Annotated in this window: 21 protein-coding genes; 2 read left to right on the plus strand and 19 right to left on the minus strand. The window is 38.8% G+C overall.

The genetic code is table 11. The features are described 5' to 3' along the window. Positions 1-3: 3 nt before the first annotated feature. The 13 genes from WKH56_RS11180 to WKH56_RS11240 all read right to left on the minus strand — a co-directional run bounded on the left by WKH56_RS11180 (position 4) and on the right by WKH56_RS11240 (position 12,190). Positions 4-174 carry a YpmA family protein gene (locus WKH56_RS11180; RefSeq protein WP_013056102.1) on the minus strand — a complete coding sequence of 57 codons (171 nt, stop codon included), beginning with the start codon at positions 172-174 and terminating at the stop codon, positions 4-6. 187 nt (positions 175-361) lie between these two features. Then, positions 362-1,159 carry a ComEC/Rec2 family competence protein gene (locus WKH56_RS11185; protein WP_047751376.1) on the minus strand — a complete coding sequence of 266 codons (798 nt, stop codon included), beginning with the start codon at positions 1,157-1,159 and terminating at the stop codon, positions 362-364. 87 nt (positions 1,160-1,246) lie between these two features. Continuing rightward, positions 1,247-4,051: an ATP-dependent DNA helicase DinG gene (gene dinG / locus WKH56_RS11190; RefSeq protein WP_342835644.1), complete on the minus strand. Its 2,805-nt coding sequence runs from the start codon at positions 4,049-4,051 to the stop codon at positions 1,247-1,249. A gap of 202 nt (positions 4,052-4,253) precedes the next feature. Continuing rightward, a complete protein-coding gene (panD, locus tag WKH56_RS11195; RefSeq protein WP_028407965.1) occupies positions 4,254-4,637 on the minus strand; it encodes an aspartate 1-decarboxylase in 384 nt (127 codons plus the stop codon). Beyond that, positions 4,638-5,495, minus strand: a complete 858-nt coding sequence (gene panC, locus WKH56_RS11200) for a pantoate--beta-alanine ligase (protein WP_310884270.1) — start codon at positions 5,493-5,495, stop codon at positions 4,638-4,640. It lies immediately after the preceding gene. Position 5,496: 1 nt separating this feature from the next. Further along, a complete protein-coding gene (panB, locus tag WKH56_RS11205) occupies positions 5,497-6,330 on the minus strand; it encodes a 3-methyl-2-oxobutanoate hydroxymethyltransferase (protein WP_047751378.1) in 834 nt (277 codons plus the stop codon). A 273-nt stretch (positions 6,331-6,603) separates the two neighbouring features. Continuing rightward, positions 6,604-7,593, minus strand: a complete 990-nt coding sequence (locus tag WKH56_RS11210; protein WP_013056096.1) for a bifunctional biotin--[acetyl-CoA-carboxylase] synthetase/biotin operon repressor — start codon at positions 7,591-7,593, stop codon at positions 6,604-6,606. Further along, the gene (locus WKH56_RS11215) at positions 7,578-8,771 is read right to left on the minus strand and encodes a CCA tRNA nucleotidyltransferase (RefSeq protein ID WP_063247546.1); all 1,194 of its coding nucleotides are present in this window, start codon (positions 8,769-8,771) and stop codon (positions 7,578-7,580) included. Before WKH56_RS11215 ends, WKH56_RS11210 begins: the two co-directional genes overlap by 16 nt. A 15-nt stretch (positions 8,772-8,786) precedes the next feature. Further along, positions 8,787-9,914 carry an N-acetyl-alpha-D-glucosaminyl L-malate synthase BshA gene (gene bshA / locus WKH56_RS11220; RefSeq protein ID WP_048020008.1) on the minus strand — a complete coding sequence of 376 codons (1,128 nt, stop codon included), beginning with the start codon at positions 9,912-9,914 and terminating at the stop codon, positions 8,787-8,789. Next, entirely contained in the window at positions 9,915-10,625 is a 711-nt protein-coding gene (bshB1, locus tag WKH56_RS11225) for a bacillithiol biosynthesis deacetylase BshB1 (RefSeq protein WP_063247547.1), read from the minus strand. A gap of 10 nt (positions 10,626-10,635) precedes the next feature. After that, on the minus strand, positions 10,636-11,034 hold the full coding sequence (gene mgsA / locus WKH56_RS11230) for a methylglyoxal synthase (RefSeq protein ID WP_033578417.1): 399 nt from the start codon (positions 11,032-11,034) through the stop codon (positions 10,636-10,638). A gap of 12 nt (positions 11,035-11,046) precedes the next feature. Beyond that, a complete protein-coding gene (dapB, locus tag WKH56_RS11235; protein ID WP_013056091.1) occupies positions 11,047-11,847 on the minus strand; it encodes a 4-hydroxy-tetrahydrodipicolinate reductase in 801 nt (266 codons plus the stop codon). 13 nt (positions 11,848-11,860) lie between these two features. Further along, positions 11,861-12,190 carry a nucleotide pyrophosphohydrolase gene (locus tag WKH56_RS11240; RefSeq protein ID WP_013056090.1) on the minus strand — a complete coding sequence of 110 codons (330 nt, stop codon included), beginning with the start codon at positions 12,188-12,190 and terminating at the stop codon, positions 11,861-11,863. Positions 12,191-12,502: 312 nt separating this feature from the next. Between WKH56_RS11240 and WKH56_RS11245 the strand changes: the two genes are divergently transcribed. Continuing rightward, positions 12,503-13,369, plus strand: a complete 867-nt coding sequence (locus WKH56_RS11245; protein ID WP_028414090.1) for a YitT family protein — start codon at positions 12,503-12,505, stop codon at positions 13,367-13,369. A 29-nt stretch (positions 13,370-13,398) separates the two neighbouring features. Here the strand turns inward: WKH56_RS11245 and WKH56_RS11250 are convergent, their stop codons facing one another. The 4 genes from WKH56_RS11250 to WKH56_RS11265 all read right to left on the minus strand — a co-directional run bounded on the left by WKH56_RS11250 (position 13,399) and on the right by WKH56_RS11265 (position 16,628). Continuing rightward, complete coding sequence (locus WKH56_RS11250) at positions 13,399-14,076, minus strand: zinc metallopeptidase (RefSeq protein ID WP_013056088.1); 678 nt, start codon at positions 14,074-14,076, stop codon at positions 13,399-13,401. 64 nt (positions 14,077-14,140) lie between these two features. Beyond that, entirely contained in the window at positions 14,141-14,917 is a 777-nt protein-coding gene (locus WKH56_RS11255; protein WP_028414091.1) for a sporulation protein YpjB, read from the minus strand. A gap of 84 nt (positions 14,918-15,001) precedes the next feature. Further along, complete coding sequence (locus tag WKH56_RS11260; protein WP_048020009.1) at positions 15,002-16,018, minus strand: CAP domain-containing protein; 1,017 nt, start codon at positions 16,016-16,018, stop codon at positions 15,002-15,004. A 190-nt stretch (positions 16,019-16,208) separates the two neighbouring features. Further along, entirely contained in the window at positions 16,209-16,628 is a 420-nt protein-coding gene (locus tag WKH56_RS11265) for a CBS domain-containing protein (protein ID WP_028414093.1), read from the minus strand. A gap of 185 nt (positions 16,629-16,813) precedes the next feature. Between WKH56_RS11265 and WKH56_RS11270 the strand changes: the two genes are divergently transcribed. Beyond that, the gene (locus WKH56_RS11270; RefSeq protein WP_013056084.1) at positions 16,814-17,173 is read left to right on the plus strand and encodes a YugN family protein; all 360 of its coding nucleotides are present in this window, start codon (positions 16,814-16,816) and stop codon (positions 17,171-17,173) included. A 36-nt stretch (positions 17,174-17,209) separates the two neighbouring features. Here WKH56_RS11270 and ctaG read toward each other — a convergent pair whose 3' ends face one another. Together ctaG and ctaF are read right to left on the minus strand one after the other, a co-directional pair. Then, positions 17,210-18,148 carry a cytochrome c oxidase assembly factor CtaG gene (gene ctaG / locus WKH56_RS11275; protein ID WP_028414094.1) on the minus strand — a complete coding sequence of 313 codons (939 nt, stop codon included), beginning with the start codon at positions 18,146-18,148 and terminating at the stop codon, positions 17,210-17,212. Positions 18,149-18,205: 57 nt separating this feature from the next. Then, entirely contained in the window at positions 18,206-18,538 is a 333-nt protein-coding gene (gene ctaF, locus WKH56_RS11280) for a cytochrome c oxidase subunit IVB (RefSeq protein ID WP_014460982.1), read from the minus strand. Position 18,539 lies beyond the last annotated feature (1 nt).

Genomic DNA, 18,539 nt, shown 5'->3' on the forward strand with positions numbered 1-18,539 from the left:
TACTTATGTACGATAAATTGTAAATACAGCTTTGCTTTGATCTTCTTCATCTAACGCTAATCCGAACATCAAATCTTGCTTTTTCAACGTGCGATTCAAACTATCAACAATTTTATATAAATCCGAGGAATTTTCCACGCGGACAGTTGATAATACTTCAATCCTGCTTTCCATTGTAAACCTCCTAGCTCGTCTATCACGACGCAAAATGACGATATCCGTATTATAACAGGTATCAAAAACCATCGTCATCTTTTTCACTCATCAATCCAGCCTGTACGTTTTGCGTAAAAACCGAATAAATAAGTAAACATATATAATATTATAAGGAATTTACCTCTTTTTGCAAAAGGAAATTTGTTTATTTTGCAGAAAATTTCATCACATCATAGGATTTTAGCGACATTTTAATAGAGTAAGCGCTCCCCTCTCTTACGTCATATAATTCAATCCATTCAGCTGTTAAATTTGAAAGCAGTCGAGGGGAATAGGAACGCCCTGGTTTCGTAAACGCAACGGCAAGCTGTATATCTAATTGCTTCAAAAATGTATTCGAAAAAAACGTTCCCTCTCCAAAATTAGGAATTTTCAATATATCTACATGAGTAAGGGGAATGCGTAAAAACTTTTCCTCTACTTCATCTGAGCCGCTCATGGCATATAGAACTCGGTGCTCTCCAATCGTAAATAATAGATCCATAGCCGCTGTTTTTTGCTTCGATGCATGCAAGACATCAACGTGTATATTATCCGTTAACTGAAATAAATCATTTTCTTTCCACTTCTCTGTTTGAAATTCCGCCTGGTACTGAGCCGGCACAATAATACGCTCTATATGATAATCCTTCACAGCTCGCTGAACATTTGAATCATAGTACTTTTGCTGTTTCGTAATTATTAATTGGTTGATTTTTTTTACTTTATATCGCTGCAGCCACTTGTTTAGCTCTGGATAGGAAGATGCACTCCCCGTATTTACTAAAATCGCCTCACCGCTTCCGTCTTGAATCAGACTTGCTTCTCCATCTGAAAGAGGCAGAAAGGTGATCACTACTTCATCAGCTTGCAAACCAAAATCTACGTTTTTAATGACGGCTGCTGAAACCGAACAGGTCATAAAACTAAAAAACAGTACAGCACTTAGCAATATTTTAATCATACACTGTCCTCATTTGCTTATCATAGTATATTACTATCGTCTCTCAAGTGAAGAAACAGTATGCATAAAAAAAGACTTAAGCTATGCTCAAGTCTTTTCATTCCACCATTCTTTGTAGTCCAGTAAGATATTTGAAAACGTTTTTTGAACAACCTGGACTTTTGGAAGCGAGTGAAGGAAATGGTATCCATATGCTGTTCGCGTAATACGATTATCAAAAATAAATATAGCTCCCCGGTCACTTTTTGAACGAATCAACCGTCCAAATCCTTGTTTAAAACGGATAACGGCTTGAGGAAGTGAATAATTCATAAAGGGACTTTTCCCTTCTTTTTTCATCTGCTCAAATTTAGCTGTCAACAGAGGTTGATTTGGAGATGAAAAAGGAAGTCTGACTATTACGAGACATGATAATAAATCTCCTGGCAAATCAATTCCTTCCCACAGACTGTTTGTACCCAAAAGAATGGAATGCTCAAATTGACTGAAGTCTTTTAACAGTCTATTGCGATTTCTAGTTGTGACTCCTTGACCAAGCAGGACAAACTCTTCAAGATCGTTTAACTCTTTCAAATAACCATATGTAGCTTTCAACATGTCATATGAAGTAAAAAGCACCAGCATACGGCCATTTGTTACTTTGGCTACGTCAAGAATACTTTCTGCCATCATAGCGCTATACTCATATAATGATACTTCGTTAACAGCAGGCATATCCTGAGGAATATAGACTCTAGCTTGCTTCTCGTAATCAAACTCGGAAGGAAGAATGAGTTGAGCAGGCTGAAAGTCATATAACCCTAGCTCTTGAATTAAATAATCAAATGTTCCATTCACCGTCAATGTAGCCGATGTTAAAATAACGCTTTGTTTCTTAGCGAAAAATTCATCAGCCAGCGTATCGGCAATGGAAGTAGGCTGACTATAGATATACGTAGCATTTGCTGCTCCTTTTGGCTCAATTTCAAACCACGTTACGTAATTGCTCTGCTGTTTGAACAAAAGCTTTTCTATTTGCTGAGATATATGCTCAAATCCTTTAACAGCCGTTTGAAATTCATGAAGAGACGACTGTTCATTTTTTGTGGCTTTTTTGTCATATAGATCGTCAAAGGAATGTCTTGCCCCATCATTCCATGTAAAAAGATCGTGAATTAAAAAACGAATGCGCGACGCTGCTTCTTGAATGGCCGTCCAGTAATGCCCATGCTCTTTTTCCACTTTATACCGATAGCTGCTTCTTCCAATCTCGCCCTGCTGATTGCCCGTTCTTTTTTGAACAAAAGAATGAAGCAAACGAAATAAGTCATCGCACTCAGAATGAAGCTGCACAAACAGATTTTGAAGAAGTTCAGTGTTAAGCTCGATGCTATATTTTACAAGCGTATGATGAACTTTTTTTAACAGCCCTTTGTCTTGAATGGTTCCGATTCGGTTTAATAGCGCATGAACCGCAAAATAATCTAAGCGCTCTCCTAGTTCTTCTCCGGCAATGTCTTCTAAGTGATGAGCCTCGTCAATAATAACCTGTTTATAATCAGGCAGCAGCTCATGATTACTCATCACATCCATCAACAGCAAGCGATGATTTGTCACTACTATATGGGCATTTTGCGCTCTGTTCTGCGCTCGTTCATAAAAAGAATAAAGTTTCCAAGGATGCTTAAAGTCACTTGGAGACGGATTGCTTTCATTTAGCTGTTCCCAAAAAAGTTTGCCCCCAGAAGGCAGGTTTATTTCATCGCTGTCGCCCGTTTCCGTTTCCGTCAGCCAAATAAGCAGCTTCGCTTTTGTGAGGATCGCATCGTAATTATTATTTCGCTCTTTTAAGAGCTGAATGAATTTTCTTATACTAATGTAATGTTCTCTTCCTTTTAAAACAGCTGCTGTGACAGGAAATGGCACAATCTTTTCTAAAATGGGCACATCTTTTTCGATGATTTGCTGCTGAAGCGTTACCGTGTTAGTTGAGATAATGACTGGGTGGTGATGAACAGAAGCATAAAACACGGCAGGAACTAAATAAGCGTAGGTTTTACCAATACCGGTCCCCGCTTCAATTAAAGCATGCTCGTTGCCTGCAAAGCACTCTTGTACAAAGTTCATCATCTCCCACTGCCCTTTTCGTTCTTCAAACAATGGCAGAGCCTGATGGAACAGCTTTTGCTTTTCAGTTTCAAATATTTCGTAAGTATGAGAGTGCTGCTTTTCATTAGCTGAATGCGGCTGATATTTGTTTAGCGCAATGCCGTGTATAAATTCATAAGAATCATCCTCGGCATAACTTTTATCATCTATAACTTGTTGAATCAGTTCTCCAATTTCACTTTTAAAGTGTAAGCTTAGCGCGTATAGCTGCTTCAAGGTTGTTAAAGGGAGCTTCTTTAATTTTTCAATTAGTAAAAGTAAAATACGTGCCGTTACTTCTGCATCACTATCTGCTTGATGAGGGTTTTCATGTTCAATATGTAAATACTCAGCTAATTGACTAAGTTTGTACCCATCAACTGTAGGCAACAGAATCCGGGCCAGTTCGACGGTATCCACGGTTGAATTATAAAGCGTCTCCATCCCGCACTGATAGAGTTCTTCTTGTAAAAAAGTTAAATCAAATGCCACATTATGTGCAACAAAATAAGCATCATCTAGCAATTCTATAATTTTAGGTGAAATTTCTTCAAATAAAGGCGCATCTTTCACCATATCATTTTGAATGTTAGTTAGTTGTGTAATAAAAGGCGGAATATCCATACCAGGATTTAAAAAACTAGAAAAACGTTCAACAATTTTGCCGTCTTCTACTATGACAGCAGCAAATTGAATCATTTTATCTCCTTGTTTTGGAGAATGTCCCGTCGTTTCAAGATCTACCACAACAAAGCGTTTATTCACGGTCAACACCTCGCAAGTCTGTCTTTTTATAGTATAAAGTGAAAGCCTGCTCTATATGCTTTAAAAGCGCAACTCCTTCTCGTGAAAAACAGAGAGGCTTTCATACATAGAAGTTTTACTTTAGTGTGTATAGAGGTTTATACCGTTCACTTACTAGCGTATGTATTCAAATAAAAATCCCCCTCATAAAGGGGGACTGTTCTTATAGAATTGTACCAGCTGGTTCTTGTTTAAGCAATTGTTGGATTTTATTCTGCTCATTCATAATCGCTACGGTTGGATGATGGTGAGCTACTTCTTCATTTGCTACGAGCGCATAAGAGATAATGATGACGATATCTCCAGGCTGCACGAGTCTTGCAGCAGCTCCATTTAAACAAACTACGCCGCTCCCTCGTTCGCCGGGAATCACGTACGTTTCCAAGCGAGCTCCGTTATTATTGTTTACAATTTGGACTTTTTCGTTTGCTGCAATTCCTACTGCGTCGATAATATCTTCATCAATGGTGATGCTGCCAACATAATTTAAGTTGGCTTCAGTTACATGAGCTCTGTGTATTTTAGCGTTCATCATCGTGCGAAACATTTAGTTATCCCCCTGTACGTCTACAATTACATTATCAATTAAACGAGCTTTAGAGAATTGAACAGCTAAAGCGATAATGATTTTTCCAGCGGCGTTCTTAATTGGTTTTAGCTCTGGATACGTATAAACCTCGATATAATCCACTTTACCGCTCGTATGTTGCTCAATTTCTTTTCGAATGGTCCCTTTAATGATTTCTACTTGCTTCTCTCCACCTTCAAGAAGCTGCAGAGCGCTTTGTAAACTCTTAAATAAAACAGGTGCCTCTTCTCTTTCTTTATCTGTTAAATATACGTTACGAGAACTTTTAGCTAATCCATCTGCTTCTCTCACTGTATTTACTGCTCTAAGCTCCACCGGGAAATTAAAATCTTCAATTAAACCATCTACTACAGCAACTTGCTGCGCATCTTTTTTACCAAAGTATGCACGATCTGGTGTTACAATGTGAAAAAGCTTTGTTAGTACCGTGGCTACTCCGTCAAAATGACCGGGACGCTTCTGTCCACACAATACGTCTACACGATCTCTCACGGTTATAGCAACTGAACGGCTTGACTTATACATTTCCTCTACTGAAGGATAAAATAAATAGTCGACGTTAGCTTCTTTTGCCACGCGCTCATCGCGTTCAAAATCTCTTGGATACGTATCAAAATCTTCATTTGGTCCAAATTGAGTCGGGTTCACAAAAATACTTAGCGCCACTACTTCATTTTCTGTGCGAGCTGCTCCAAGCAGAGTAGCATGACCTTCATGCAAATAGCCCATCGTCGGGACAAATCCAATTGAACGTCCAAGCTGCTTTTCTTTTTTCATCTCCTGCTGCATGTCTTTAATTGTTGTAATGACTTTCATCTTATTTCCCTCCGTACAGTGCCGTTAACTGCTCTTCTTTCATTGAAAAAGTATGTGCTTCTTTCGGAAACTCTCTTTTTTTCACTTCACTTACATACTGAGAAAGCCCTTGTAAAATAGGCTCATTTATTTTCGCAAATGACTGAACAAATTTGGGCACACGCTCTACGCCGTACGTTAATACATCGTGGTATACAAGTACTTGACCATCCGTCTCAGCTCCTGCTCCGATTCCGATTGTTGGAATGCTTAAGCGTTCAGCTACTTGTTTTGCTACTTGTTTAGGAACACACTCCAATACAACAGCAATAGCTCCCGCCTGCTCACACTTGATTGCGTCTTGGATTAGCTGTTTGGCTTCTTTCGCTTCTTTCCCTTGCACTTTATAACCGCCCAGAACACCGACAGACTGAGGTGTTAACCCGAGATGTGCAACAACCGGAATACCAGCTTGCGTCAATTCTGAAATTGTATAGAGAACATCGTTTGCACCTTCTACTTTTAAAGCATGAGCTCCGCTTTCCTGCATAATGCGAGCAGCATTTTTCATCGTGTCTTCTTTCGACACGTGATAGGACATAAACGGCATGTCGGTGACGATAAATGTATCACTAGCCCCTCTTTTAACCGCTTTTGTATGATGAATCATATCATCTACCGTTACAGGAATCGTAGAGTCATATCCTAAAACGACCATTCCTAGAGAGTCGCCTACTAAAATCATGTCTACGCCTGCTTCTTCAGCGTACTTAGCTGACGGATAATCGTACGCAGTCAGCATCACAATTGGTTCATTGTTTTGTTTCATACGTAAAAAATCTAATTTTGTTTTCACTAACTTTCTCCTCCTTCTCAGAGGAGATGAGCGCACGTCTGCACACAAAAAAGCCCTTCTACCTATAAAAGGAAGAAGGACTTTGACAGACTTCATCTATAAAAAGCACACTTTACCTAATGTGCTTACCTACGCGTCATCCCTCTGTCCTAGTCCTTAATGGATCAAGGCAGATTTATTGTCATATTAAAAATAAACAAACGAGTATCAAGTGAAGTTCTTTCGATACTACCTTGATACTCGTATTATAATAAAAATTTCTTTATTTTTCTACTATTTTTTAGCAGAGAGCTCAATATCTGCAGAATGAATTCGGTGTATAACACCTTCATCGTCTTCAATCAATAAAACGCCTTCATCTGTTATACCTTTTGCAAAGCCTTCAATGTTGGCTGTCATCGTCCGTGCTATAATTCGCTTTCCAATGCTGATTGCATACGTTTCCCAAAGAACTTTAATTAAACCAAAGCCATTTTTTAAGTATTCTTCATAAAGGGTTTCTAACTTTAAGAAAAACGCTTGCATCAAAGCGGCACGATTAATTTCTTCACCTTTTTCAATACGTAAAGATGTGGCAATGTGTTTGATTTGTTCATTAAAATCCGTTTCCTGCTGATTCACATTAATGCCGATTCCAATGATGACCGAATGAATCCGGTCAAAATCAGCCTGCATTTCCGTTAAAATCCCAACTAGCTTCTTCCCATTTAATAAAACATCATTCGGCCATTTAATGTCTGGAGAAAGGTTCGTCACTTCTTGAATGGCCTGTACAACAGCCACTGCTGATAGTAAAGTCAGCTGAGGAGCCTGCTGCGGAGGGATAGAAGGACGCAGTATAATACTCATCCAGGCACCAGTATATTTTGGGGAGTACCACGCTCTATCAAGTCTTCCTCTTCCTGCCGTTTGCTCTTCAGCAACTACGACCGTTCCTTCTTTTGCTCCTTCTTGAGCAATTCGATGAGCAATTTTTTGAGTAGAATGCACGCTTTCCTCATAGTGAATATACTGGCCGATTTTTGTTGTTTGAAGCCCTAATAAAAGCTCGTTGCTGCTTACTTTGTTCGGCTTCCCAACAATGCGATAGCCTTTTTTACGAACAGCTTCAAGTTCATAGCCGTCTTTTCGCAGCTCTTCGATATGCTTCCATACAGCTGTTCTTGAACAGCCTAATAAATCGCTGATTTTTTGGCCGGACACATAGTCCCCATCTGCGTTCGTAAACATTTCAAGCAGCGTTCTTCTTATATCTGACTGCAAGACTGCACCCACTTTCTTATTGAAGATTTCGTGTTCATTAACTCATTGTATAGAACTTTCTCCTCAATTTCTTTTAATAGTTGAGACACCCATGGACCACCCTTTTTACCTGTCCATACTAAAAGATCTTGACCATTTATATCTAAATCTTTTAAAGAATGAATAGGCAGCTCGCTATAGATGTAAAGAAGCTCATGTTCATTCATATACTCATTGCTTCGAAGAAGTTGTAAAATACGATTCACGCTCACGCTGGCCTGCTCTCCAATTGTATACATGATGCGTTTTGACCATCCATTTTCCAAAACGTCCCGAAGACCAATAGACTGAAGCTGAATATCTTTAATTTGCTTATTAGATAATTTCCAGCTTTTAAAAAATGCCTGCTTGTCTTGAATGTCGAGCAGATGTACAAGAAGTGTCCATGACTCCGATACTCGCTGAAGCATCATCCAATCGTGTGCACAAACAGATCGGAATTTTTGCGGATCTACATTCAATTCGGGCAAGTAGCGATACAGCTCCGTATCTGCTACAAGTGCTAATGCTAAAGACGGCCGCTTTCCGCTCAGCATTTTTTCGAATTCAACTGTAATGCGTTCAATAGAAACATGCCTCAGTAGTTCACCGTATTGCTGAATGGCTCTTTTAGTTTGATCAGACAGCGAAAACGCCAGCTGACTGACAAAGCGAACGGCTCTCATCATACGAAGAGCATCTTCATGAAAGCGTTCTTTAGCATTTCCGACAGTACGAATTAACTGGTTTCGTAAATCTTCCCTTCCATTAAATGGATCAATAATTTCTCCTTTTGCATTCATAGCCATTGCATTAATTGTAAAATCGCGACGCTGCAAATCTTCTATCAGAGACGAAATAAACGTAACGGACGAGGGACGACGAAAATCATCATATTCTCCCTCAGAGCGAAAAGTGGTCACCTCATAGGTCTCGTTCTCATGAACAACGACAACCGTACCATGCTCAATTCCTACATGAATCGTCTTAGGAAAGAGTTCCATCACTTGTTCCGGCCTAGCTGACGTAGCGATATCAATATCTCCAATCGTCCGATTTAAAATGAAATCCCGGACCGCTCCTCCAACAAAATACGCTTCGTAACCGGCTGTCTCCAGTTTTTCAATAATATAAAGCGGATGAATGAACGGTTCTTTCATAACGTCCTCCATTCTTCAACCCTGTACCAATTTATAATAAAGTTTTTCATATTGACTCACAATCTCTGTTGAATGAAATTTATGATTAACTGCGCTTAGAGACGCTTCCCTCATTTGGTGATGCAGCTGTTCATTTTCAAGTAGCTGAATTGCTTTGCTCGCTGCCTCTTCGACGTCTCCAACTTCGCAAATATATCCTGTTTTTTCGTGTTCAATTACTTCAGGAATTCCGCCTATATTTGTTCCGATGCATGGAACACCACAAGCCATAGCTTCTAAAAGTACAAGCCCAAAGCTTTCTTTTTCAGATAATAACAGTTTTAAATCGCTAATCGAATATAATTCTGCTACATTTTCTTGTTTCCCAAGAAATAACACAGAATCTTGAAGATTTAGCTCTTTTACCAATTGAGACACAACCGTCATTTCAGGGCCGTCTCCTACAAGCAGCAGCTTAGACTGAAGCCTTTCATTAATAATAGCAAATGTTTTGACTATATCTGTAACTCGTTTGACTTGACGAAAGTTTGAAATATGAATAACGACTTTTTCATTTTCTAATATGCCATACTCCGCTTTTAAATACTGAACTTCTTTTTTATGATAAACTCGTTCATCAATAAAATTATACATCGTTTCAATTTCTTTATCTGGACTAATTAAATGGTGAGTTTGATCAACAAGTGACTGAGATACAGCCGTCACTGCATCTGATTTCTCAATTCCAAATTTAATTAAGTCTTTTAACGATGGATCCTCTCCTAGAACCGTAATATCTGTTCCATGAAGAGTCGTCACAATTTTCACTTCGTGCTCTACCATTTGTTTAGCTAAAATCCCGCAAACGGCATGGGGGATTGCATAGTGCGTATGAATAATATCAAGCTTTTCTCTTTTAGCCACTTCAGCCATTTTACTGGATAAAGCGAGATCATACGGAGGGTATTTAAAGACGGAGTATTGATTTACATCTACTTCGTGAAAATAAATATTTGGATATACTTTCGTCAATCTAAAAGGCATGCTAGAGGAAATAAAATGAATTTCGTGCCCCTTTTCAGCCAGCAGCTTCCCTAGCTCCGTTGCTACCACTCCTGAACCTCCAACGGAAGCATAACATGTAATACCAATTTTTAACTTCATTTATTTTCCACCTACTAAATCGTCGTACATCAAAATCGGTTTTTTAGATAAAAAACCTTCACCGTAAGCTATCCCGACTTCTTTGCCAAATAATCGCTCTCTGCTCTCTACCGTTTCAATATATCCGTTTACGAGCGGCGTATCAAACGTATCTGCTGTTTTTATAAATTGACTTTCATAAGCCTCTAGACTAGCTACTTTCTTTTGAAACGTGCTTGATACATCTACGATAAAATTTGGCTTATGAAATCCATTTATCATATAGAAATATAGAGACTCCGCACGATGAGCTTTTTGCTTCTTATCATCTATATAATTTTTAACGCCAGCGGAAAACATGGCCTCTTCTACAAGCTTTGCACAATTTCCATGATCAGGATGACGATCTTCAAAATAAGGAGCAAATATAATCCTTGGTTGATACGTGCGAATGACTGATGCAATTTCAGCTATATATTCTGGCTTTAAAAACAAACCTCTGTCTGGCAAATGCAGATGAATTCGCTCATGAACACCTAAGACTTCAGCTGCTTTAGACGCTTCTTGTTTTCGAATTTCAACCGTTCCATTTGAAGAAAGTTCAGCTTGCGTCAAATCGCAAATAACTACCTTCAAACCTTGTTCACTCATTCTTGCAATGGTTCCACCCATGCCGATTTCTACATCATCGGCATGAGCACCAAAGGCAAGGATATCTATTGTTTCTTTCATTATCTTCACCCTATTTTTTTATAATTGAACGCCAATGCAAATCGCCTCGTTCAAGTCCATGAATTAAAATCTCTGCTGTTCCCATATTCGTTGCAAGAGGAACCGCATAGACGTCACATAGACGCATCAGAGCTGAAATATCAGGTTCATGAGGCTGAGCTGTTAACGGATCGCGGAAAAAAATAACCATATCCATTTCATTTTGAGCAATTAAAGCTCCTATCTCCTGATCTCCTCCAAGCGGTCCTGATTGAAAGCGGTGAACCTGCAAACCTGTTGCTTCTGAAATACGCGTTCCTGTTGTTCCTGTTGCGAACAGCGAATGTTCCTGTAAAATCGCTTGATAGGCTGTTGTGAATTGTACCATATCATTTTTCTTTTTATCATGTGCAATTAAGGCGATTTTCATTTTTCTCGCTCCTTAGTCAATAATATTTTCTAACCCATATACAAGTGTGTCTACGTTCATAACTGTGTCAACAGCTAGCTTCACACCTGACATAAAAGAAGCGCGGTTGTATGAATCATGACGAATTTTTAACGTTTGTCCAAATCCTCCGAACATCACTTCTTGGTGAGCAATCAGTCCTGGCAAACGTACGCTATGTAGGCGGATTCCTTCATAATCTGCACCGCGTGCGCCCTCTAGTAATTCTTTTTCCTCAGGGTGGCCCTGTTTTTTTGCTTCACGAACTTCACTGATCAGCTCCGCTGTTTTTAAGCCTGTTCCTGATGGTGCATCTAACTTTTGATCATGATGCATTTCAATGATTTCTACATCATCAAAGTATTTAGCTGCCATTTGTGAAAACTTCATCATTAAAATAGCGCCAATTGCAAAATTAGGTGCAATGATACAGCCAAGTTCCTTCTCTTCAGCAAGCTGCTTTAATTCTTTTAAATCTTCTTCTGAAAAGCCAGTTGTTCCTACAACAGGTCGTACTCCATATGTTAAAGCTGTTTTAGTATGAACGCGTCCAATTTCAGGTGTTGTCAAATCAACTAAAACATCTGCCTTAACGTCTTGAAAACATTTTTCAATATCCGTGTAGATCGGCGCTTGTACATTTGGCATTCCTTCAATATCACTTATGTATTTTCCTTCATTGATACGATCCACCGCTGCTACTAATTCAAAATGCTCTGTTTCTTCTATTAATAATACAGCTTCTTTTCCCATACGACCTCTTGGTCCTGCAAGTACAATTCGAATTTTGTCCATTCTTTTTCTCTCCTTAGTCTTCTTTTTTCGTCCAGCGATCTTTGTCACGCGTATTAAATTTATTCATAACGCGATCATGCGCTTCTTGTAAATCAATATTTAATGAATTTGCAAAGCAAATTAATACAAATAAAATGTCGCCCATTTCTTCTTCGACCGTACGTTCTGCTTCAGTCGTTTTCTTCGGCTTTTCACCATAATAGTGGTTAATTTCGCGCGATAATTCGCCCACTTCTTCCGACATTCTCGCAAGCATAGCAAGAGGACTAAAATATCCTTCTTTAAATTGGCTAATATATGCATCAACTTCTTGCTGCATTTGCTCCATCGTTTTTTTTGACATCTTTTTATTCCACCTCTTTTAGAAGTACACTCAGCTTACTATTATAACATCTTTACTTCAAATTATTTAGTGTAATTACTTCTTCTTACCACGCCTTTGTCAGATGCTCTTTCACAATATTCCTCACGTTTCCCTTAATTCTCAAAAATCTGTCTATATTTTACGAATTGAGGATACTACTAATACATAGCACTAGAAGAAACATCATCACTTTTTACTATTTTCAAAAATCTTTTCGATAGTTATTTACGAAATGAAATATATTCCTTTATGATAAGGTAGTGCAAAAACGGTCATAGGAGGTTTGTAAGTATGAAAGGTCTCAGATTAAAAAATATTATTTTTATACTGCTTGGTTCTGCTATATTTGCGTTTGGACTTGTTAATTTTAACATGCAAAACAATTTAGCTGAAGGTGGATTCACAGGCATTACCCTGCTTTTATTTTTCTTATTTAACATTGATCCCTCTTATTCTAACTTAGTGTTAAATATTCCTTTGTTTTTTGTAGGGTGGAAACTATTAGGGAGAACAGCATTTATTTATACCATGCTCGGAGTTGTTAGCTTATCGCTATTTTTATGGATATTCCAGCGCTTTCCGGTGAATATGCCCCTGCGCCATGATATGACTCTAGCAGCTCTTTTTGCCGGTGTTTTTATTGGAGTGGGTCTTGGCATTATTTTCAGGTTTGGAGGAACAACAGGAGGAGTCGATATCATTGCCCGTGTTGTTCAAAAATATATCGGGTGGAATATGGGGAAAACGATGTTTCTTTTTGACTTTATTGTAATTAGTGCGTCTCTCATTTATTTATCCTACCGAGAAGCTATGTACACACTTGTTGCAGTCTTTGTCGCTGCACGGGTTATTGACTTTATGCAAGACGGTGCGTATGCGGCCAAAGGCGCAACCATCATTTCGAATCATAACGAAGCCATATCGGATAAAATTATGAAAGAAATGGATCGAGGCGTGACGATTTTAAAAGGACAGGGTTCTTTTTCTAAGCAAGATACCAACGTGCTATACTGCGTTGTTAGTAAAAATGAAATTTTCCGTTTAAAGCAAGTTATTACTTCTGTAGATCCACACGCCTTCGTTGCAGTTACGGATGTTCATGATGTCTTAGGTGAAGGATTTACCCTTGATGAAAATAAAAAACCGCTTGAAAGATAAAAAAATACCGCTAATGCGGTATTTTTTTATTAGTCGTCGTTATTCATTCCTGTATAAATCATGATTAAACGAACCAACTCAAGAACTGCTACTGCTGCGGCTGCTACGTATGTTAAAGCCGCTGCGTTAAGCACTTTGCGCGTCTCGCGCTCTTCGTCATTTCGAATCGCTCCCACTGAGACGATTTGCGTCATCGCTCGGCTTGAAGCGTTAAATTCAACAGGCAGTGTTACAACTTGGAATACGACCGCTGCTGCCATGAAGATAATACCTAACAATAGCAACGGCTTAATCGACGCGATAATTCCAATCATAATTAAAATCCAAGAAGCGTTTGATCCAAGGCTTGCCACCGGCACAAGCGAGTGGCGAAGGCGTAAAAACGAATAGTTTTCTTTGTCTTGAATCGCGTGTCCCACTTCGTGAGCCGCAACGGCAGCGCCTGCGACAGACGTTCCGTAATAGTTGTCTTCTGACAAACGAATGACTTTTGAGCGAGGATCGTAGTGATCGGATAAAAATCCGCCTACAGGCTCTACGTGAACGTTGTACAATCCGTTTTCATCCAAAATTTTTCTTGCTACTTCTGCGCCTGTCATTCCTGATGAGTTGCTTACTTGTGAATATTTTTTGTAAGCACTTCTCACCTTAAACTGTGCCCAAATTGGCACAAGGATAATAATGAGAAAATAAATCAAAAAGCTCATTTACCCACACCTTTCATTATGTGTTTGACTACTCTTTTATTTTAGACAATTCTGCGCTTTTACGTCAATCATTACGCCCTCTGGCTGACTTTCTTTTCTGGTCAGCGAAATATTTTCGCGCTCCTACATAAAAAAGTGTAGCAATAATAATACTTCCGGTGGTAATTGTAACCCAAATAAAAGACGGGTCCGTACGATTTTCTTTTACTTGTTCAAAAAAATCTTTTAAATTTTGTTCCATTTGGTTGAACTGGTCATCGTTAATCTCACTTAGCGTTCCTTCACTTTGTAAAAAGTGAACGTCTGCGCTCACACGCTGTACGTAGGGAGACGACACGTCTACCTGCGCGCTCGGTAAGATCATATCATATTCCTTTAAAAATTGCTTAAGCTGCGCTTCATAAGCCGCCTGTTGTCCTTTTACTGCTTCATTTCGCATCTCTTTAAATGTTGCTAGCATACTGCCTTCGAGTTCAGTCCACATAGGCTGATGCTTGCTGTGCAGCGCATCGACTAATAATCGAAATTGAGTAGCTTTTTGAAGACGTTCTTCATCACTGGAATCAGAAGATAAAAGAGACCTTTCTACCTGTTCATAACAAAGAGTTAAAATACGTATATCTTCGGCCGATACGCCCAAAGAAGCTGTATTGAGACTGGTAAATTCATTCGAAAAATTTCTGAACAAATGTTGGGCTGCTTTATACTCCTTTTGCTCTACAAGCGATAGCGTTTGATCAGATAAGTTATCAAGCTTTTCCCACTGCCCTTCAGCTGCATGTACAGTAGTCGTATATGCAAAGAAAAGTACGAGCAATATTCCTACTATTCTTCCTTTCATTCTCGTCCCTCCTCTAACCTCTACTAAAACTTATGAGAAAGAGGACAAGAGTAGACCTATTTTCAAAAGGAAGTTTTAATCTTACTATTCATTCATCGGAGTGATAAAGTTTTGCGTATAATACTTCTCATATACACCTACACCAAGACGCGTAAACTCTTTATTGAGTAAAGCCTTACGATGTCCCTCACTATTAAGCCACCCTTCAACCGCAGCGATTCCATCCTGATAATTCGAGGCGATATTTTCGCCCGCGATACGGTATACTACATCACCTTTTTGCAGACGGTTGCCTAAATCACCTTGTGCTGGTGAAACGTGAGAGAAATAGTTTAAGTCACTCATTTCTTTGCTGTGTAAATAAGCTACTCCGGCAGTGGCTTCGTCCCAAGCTAAAGGTGACAGCTGAAAACGGTCTCGAATTACATTTGTAATATCGATAATTTGCTGCTCTTCTCCTTCTTGGACACTTTTCCACTCCTCTGCTGTCAATGACGGAGCTGTTGGAAGCTCGCCGCGATAAACAATTTCGTACGGACGCTGTTTTAATAGCGTGTCCATATCCATAATTCGAATACTTGAGATTGTATTAAGGAACTGATCAAAATATAGTTGGACGTATACATCTCCATATTTAATAATGGGACGCATTTTCATATCCTCTTCACTCAGACGAAATCGGTATTCATTTCCGTCTTTTTGAAGCGTGAGTTCGGATGAAAGTGAAACTCTTTTTTCCACTTCTTCTCGCTTCTCACCAATCTCAAAAGGATCTGTATTTGTTCTTGAACCAATGACGTATACGGATACAACTTGATTATTTTCTACTCCTACCTGCGCATACGTTTGACGATTCTTTTTGTAAATCCACCAGTCATAGCCATATGCAGAAGAATCAATACGATCCGGCTCTCCAAGCATTCCAATTAACTGTTCTGAATGATCTCCAATGAGCCTCATCATATTTTCACTTTGTTTTTCATAAGAAGCCACTTCTTGGGTGGGCTGACTTTTGGAATCCGTTTGGTTTTGCTCAATATTTTGACCCGTTAGATATTTTTCTAGCTGAGGTAAATAATCCTCCGCGTATACAAATGCCACTATTAATACGAGAATAAAAATAACTTTTTTCAGCTTTTCTTCCTCTCCTTACACCTGTTTTCTTTACCTGTTTAACTTATTTTTATCTCTATTATACATGCATTCAAAAAAAAATAGCTATCGGTATGAAGGAAACAAAAGAAAAAGCCAACTATTTACGAATATCCTGCAAACAGTTGGCTTTCGCTTTTTAATGCGTATGTTCTGAAATGTCTGAGAGCGCTTCTCCTGCACGTTCATTTGCATAGCGAAACGTTGATAAATCACCTAGCGAAACAATCCCGACTAGCTTTTGATTTTCCACAACAGGAAGACGACGGATTTGATGTTGAGCCATAAGCTTAGAAGCTTCTTCTACAGAGGCTTCCGCTGTAATAGTTATAAGCTCTTCACTCATAACATCCGTTACTTTACTTGAATTTGGCTTCTTTTCTGCAATGCCTTTTATAACTAAGTCTCGATCTGTAATCATTCCTACTAACTGATCTCTATCGACAATTGGAATTGCGCCTACATTCCATTCCTTCATTTTCACTGCCACTTCATATACGTTATCGAGCGTGGTGCATGTTTCCGTATCAGCTGTCATTACCTCTTGTACAGTTTTCATTGTTTTATCCTCCTTTACATAGTGTGTTCGCTTTATAGTGTGACCAACTTTTTAGTAAACTTTCGCATTTAAAACGTTTAAATAAAAATAGATAACGTTTACATTTTTCCTTATTAGATATTGCAAGTTTTATCCATTCAGCTTATGATTTAGTTGGAGTATATCTGTTTTGGGAGGGAGTTCATATGAAATTTGAATATGCAAAGTTTGATTCATTAAAGGTAGATTTAGATTTATTAGATGAGATTATGCATCAATTTGGCCTGGTCCGCGCCGGACAATGGGATTATGAACGCGTCACGTACGATCGAAAATTCGAGTTTCAGCGAGATACCTTCTATTTGCGAGTCCAAGGACATGCTATTTCAGGCGATGTAGGGGGCAGGCATGCTGTTATTCACCTTATGACACCTCTATTAGGCAAACATTATTATCCTCACGGTGTAGAATATGGAGACGGAGAATATTTCCCGCCATCCCTTGTAGAACAGTGTGAAAAGATATTAACACAAATCAAATCACAGCTTGAAACCGTTCAGCTATAGAATTAGAAAAAGCGCAGTAATCAGACTGCGCTTTTTTTAATTCAAAGGAGGAGTAGACGGAAATTCCTTTGGTTTTATATCTTGAGGTTCAGTAAAATCAGGCATGTACGTATCTTTCTCTCGTTCTTTTCGAGCCCACTGAAAAAAAATAAAGCCTAAAACCGTTCCATACACAATTTCTTGAATGATCTTCATAATAACGCCGCCTAGCTGCTGGTCTTCCACGGGAGGCAGCGTATTAAACATCTCAGGAGCAAGCTGCCCTAAACTTGCAATCATAGAAGGCGGTACACAAAGGGAAAGAGCTTGTACCCAAGCGCTTGAATCTGTATACGTCGCATACAAAGAATGGTTTGCAAAAATAATCAGCGCGCACGCTGGAGTAAGAAGTACGCCATCTGCAAAAATGTATCCAAGCTTTTTTAAAGAACTTAGCGTTTGTTCTTCTTCTAGCTGATTAATGAGTGGCCACCACATACAAAATGCAGCGATAAATAATACAACACTCACGATTCCGTGAAGCGTCATATCCGTTTTAATAACATCAAAAAGCAGCGGAATATGATACAAAGAAAATAACCCATTGAATAATAGTAAAGCAATTAAGGGCTTTGTAAAAAATTTAAAAACAGGTTTAACCCCTCTTACATAAATAACAGAACGAGCTAACCACGGTGGAATTCCTAAAATAAAAAGCGGGGGAATCACCAAGTAAACAATTGCCATTTGCGTCATATGAGCACTAAACATAAAGTGCCCTAGTAAATCTACAGGTCCTCCTTTACATATATACAAAAGAACCATGCTGATAACAAAATACGCTTTTGTTTTTCTGTCTACGGCCGCCGCTCCTATAAAATTCCCTCTCCATCTACCAACGATGAAAAAATATAAGACGGTCACCAGACAAATGGTTAAAAAATAGTAAGGACTCCAAAGTGCTTCAAAACCAAACATCTGCAAATTGTTAATCAACGTCTATTCCTCCTTCTACAGATGATGAAAAGGACTGGCGCATGCCAGCCCTTTTCTTTACCACCAAATAATGGTTACAAAAGCTAAAATGGTTAAAAGAGCTACCAATACGCCTGAATACAAGAAAAATGCTGGTATGGTATGTCCTTTGTGGTTCATATGCATGAAATAATAAAGTTGAAAGATGACTTGAACAACCGCCAAGAGCACAATCACCGGCATAATGTACCATCCGCTAAACTCTTGATAAACCGCAAAAAAAGCAATTAGTGTTAAAAACAACATCATTGCAAAAGAGATAACTTGCATCTTCATATCTTCTGCGTTTCTTTTTTTACGATATTCTAAATTGAGCCTTGGGTTATCTGAGTTTGATTGATTTGTCGTCATC

The organism is Priestia sp. SB1 (genome assembly GCF_038898415.1).

Bases quoted from the DNA above. Each gene is read 5' to 3' on its own strand.
- bshB1 (WP_063247547.1), bottom strand. From the start codon at position 10,625: ATGAAAGAAACAATAGATATCCTTGCCTTTGGTGCTCATGCCGATGAT.
- WKH56_RS11180 (WP_013056102.1), bottom strand. From the start codon at position 174: ATGGAAAGCAGGATTGAAGTATTATCAACTGTCCGCGTGGAAAATTCC.
- WKH56_RS11240 (WP_013056090.1), bottom strand. From the start codon at position 12,190: ATGTCAAAAAAAACGATGGAGCAAATGCAGCAAGAAGTTGATGCATAT.
- WKH56_RS11250 (WP_013056088.1), bottom strand. From the start codon at position 14,076: ATGAGCTTTTTGATTTATTTTCTCATTATTATCCTTGTGCCAATTTGG.
- bshA (WP_048020008.1), bottom strand. From the start codon at position 9,914: ATGAAGTTAAAAATTGGTATTACATGTTATGCTTCCGTTGGAGGTTCA.
- WKH56_RS11215 (WP_063247546.1), bottom strand. From the start codon at position 8,771: ATGAAAGAACCGTTCATTCATCCGCTTTATATTATTGAAAAACTGGAG.
- ctaF (WP_014460982.1), bottom strand. From the start codon at position 18,538: ATGACGACAAATCAATCAAACTCAGATAACCCAAGGCTCAATTTAGAA.
- mgsA (WP_033578417.1), bottom strand. From the start codon at position 11,034: ATGAAAATCGCCTTAATTGCACATGATAAAAAGAAAAATGATATGGTA.
- WKH56_RS11185 (WP_047751376.1), bottom strand. From the start codon at position 1,159: ATGATTAAAATATTGCTAAGTGCTGTACTGTTTTTTAGTTTTATGACC.
- WKH56_RS11245 (WP_028414090.1), top strand. From the start codon at position 12,503: ATGAAAGGTCTCAGATTAAAAAATATTATTTTTATACTGCTTGGTTCT.
- WKH56_RS11255 (WP_028414091.1), bottom strand. From the start codon at position 14,917: ATGAAAGGAAGAATAGTAGGAATATTGCTCGTACTTTTCTTTGCATAT.
- WKH56_RS11270 (WP_013056084.1), top strand. From the start codon at position 16,814: ATGAAATTTGAATATGCAAAGTTTGATTCATTAAAGGTAGATTTAGAT.
- panC (WP_310884270.1), bottom strand. From the start codon at position 5,495: ATGAAAGTCATTACAACAATTAAAGACATGCAGCAGGAGATGAAAAAA.
- dapB (WP_013056091.1), bottom strand. From the start codon at position 11,847: ATGGACAAAATTCGAATTGTACTTGCAGGACCAAGAGGTCGTATGGGA.
- WKH56_RS11265 (WP_028414093.1), bottom strand. From the start codon at position 16,628: ATGAAAACTGTACAAGAGGTAATGACAGCTGATACGGAAACATGCACC.
- panD (WP_028407965.1), bottom strand. From the start codon at position 4,637: ATGTTTCGCACGATGATGAACGCTAAAATACACAGAGCTCATGTAACT.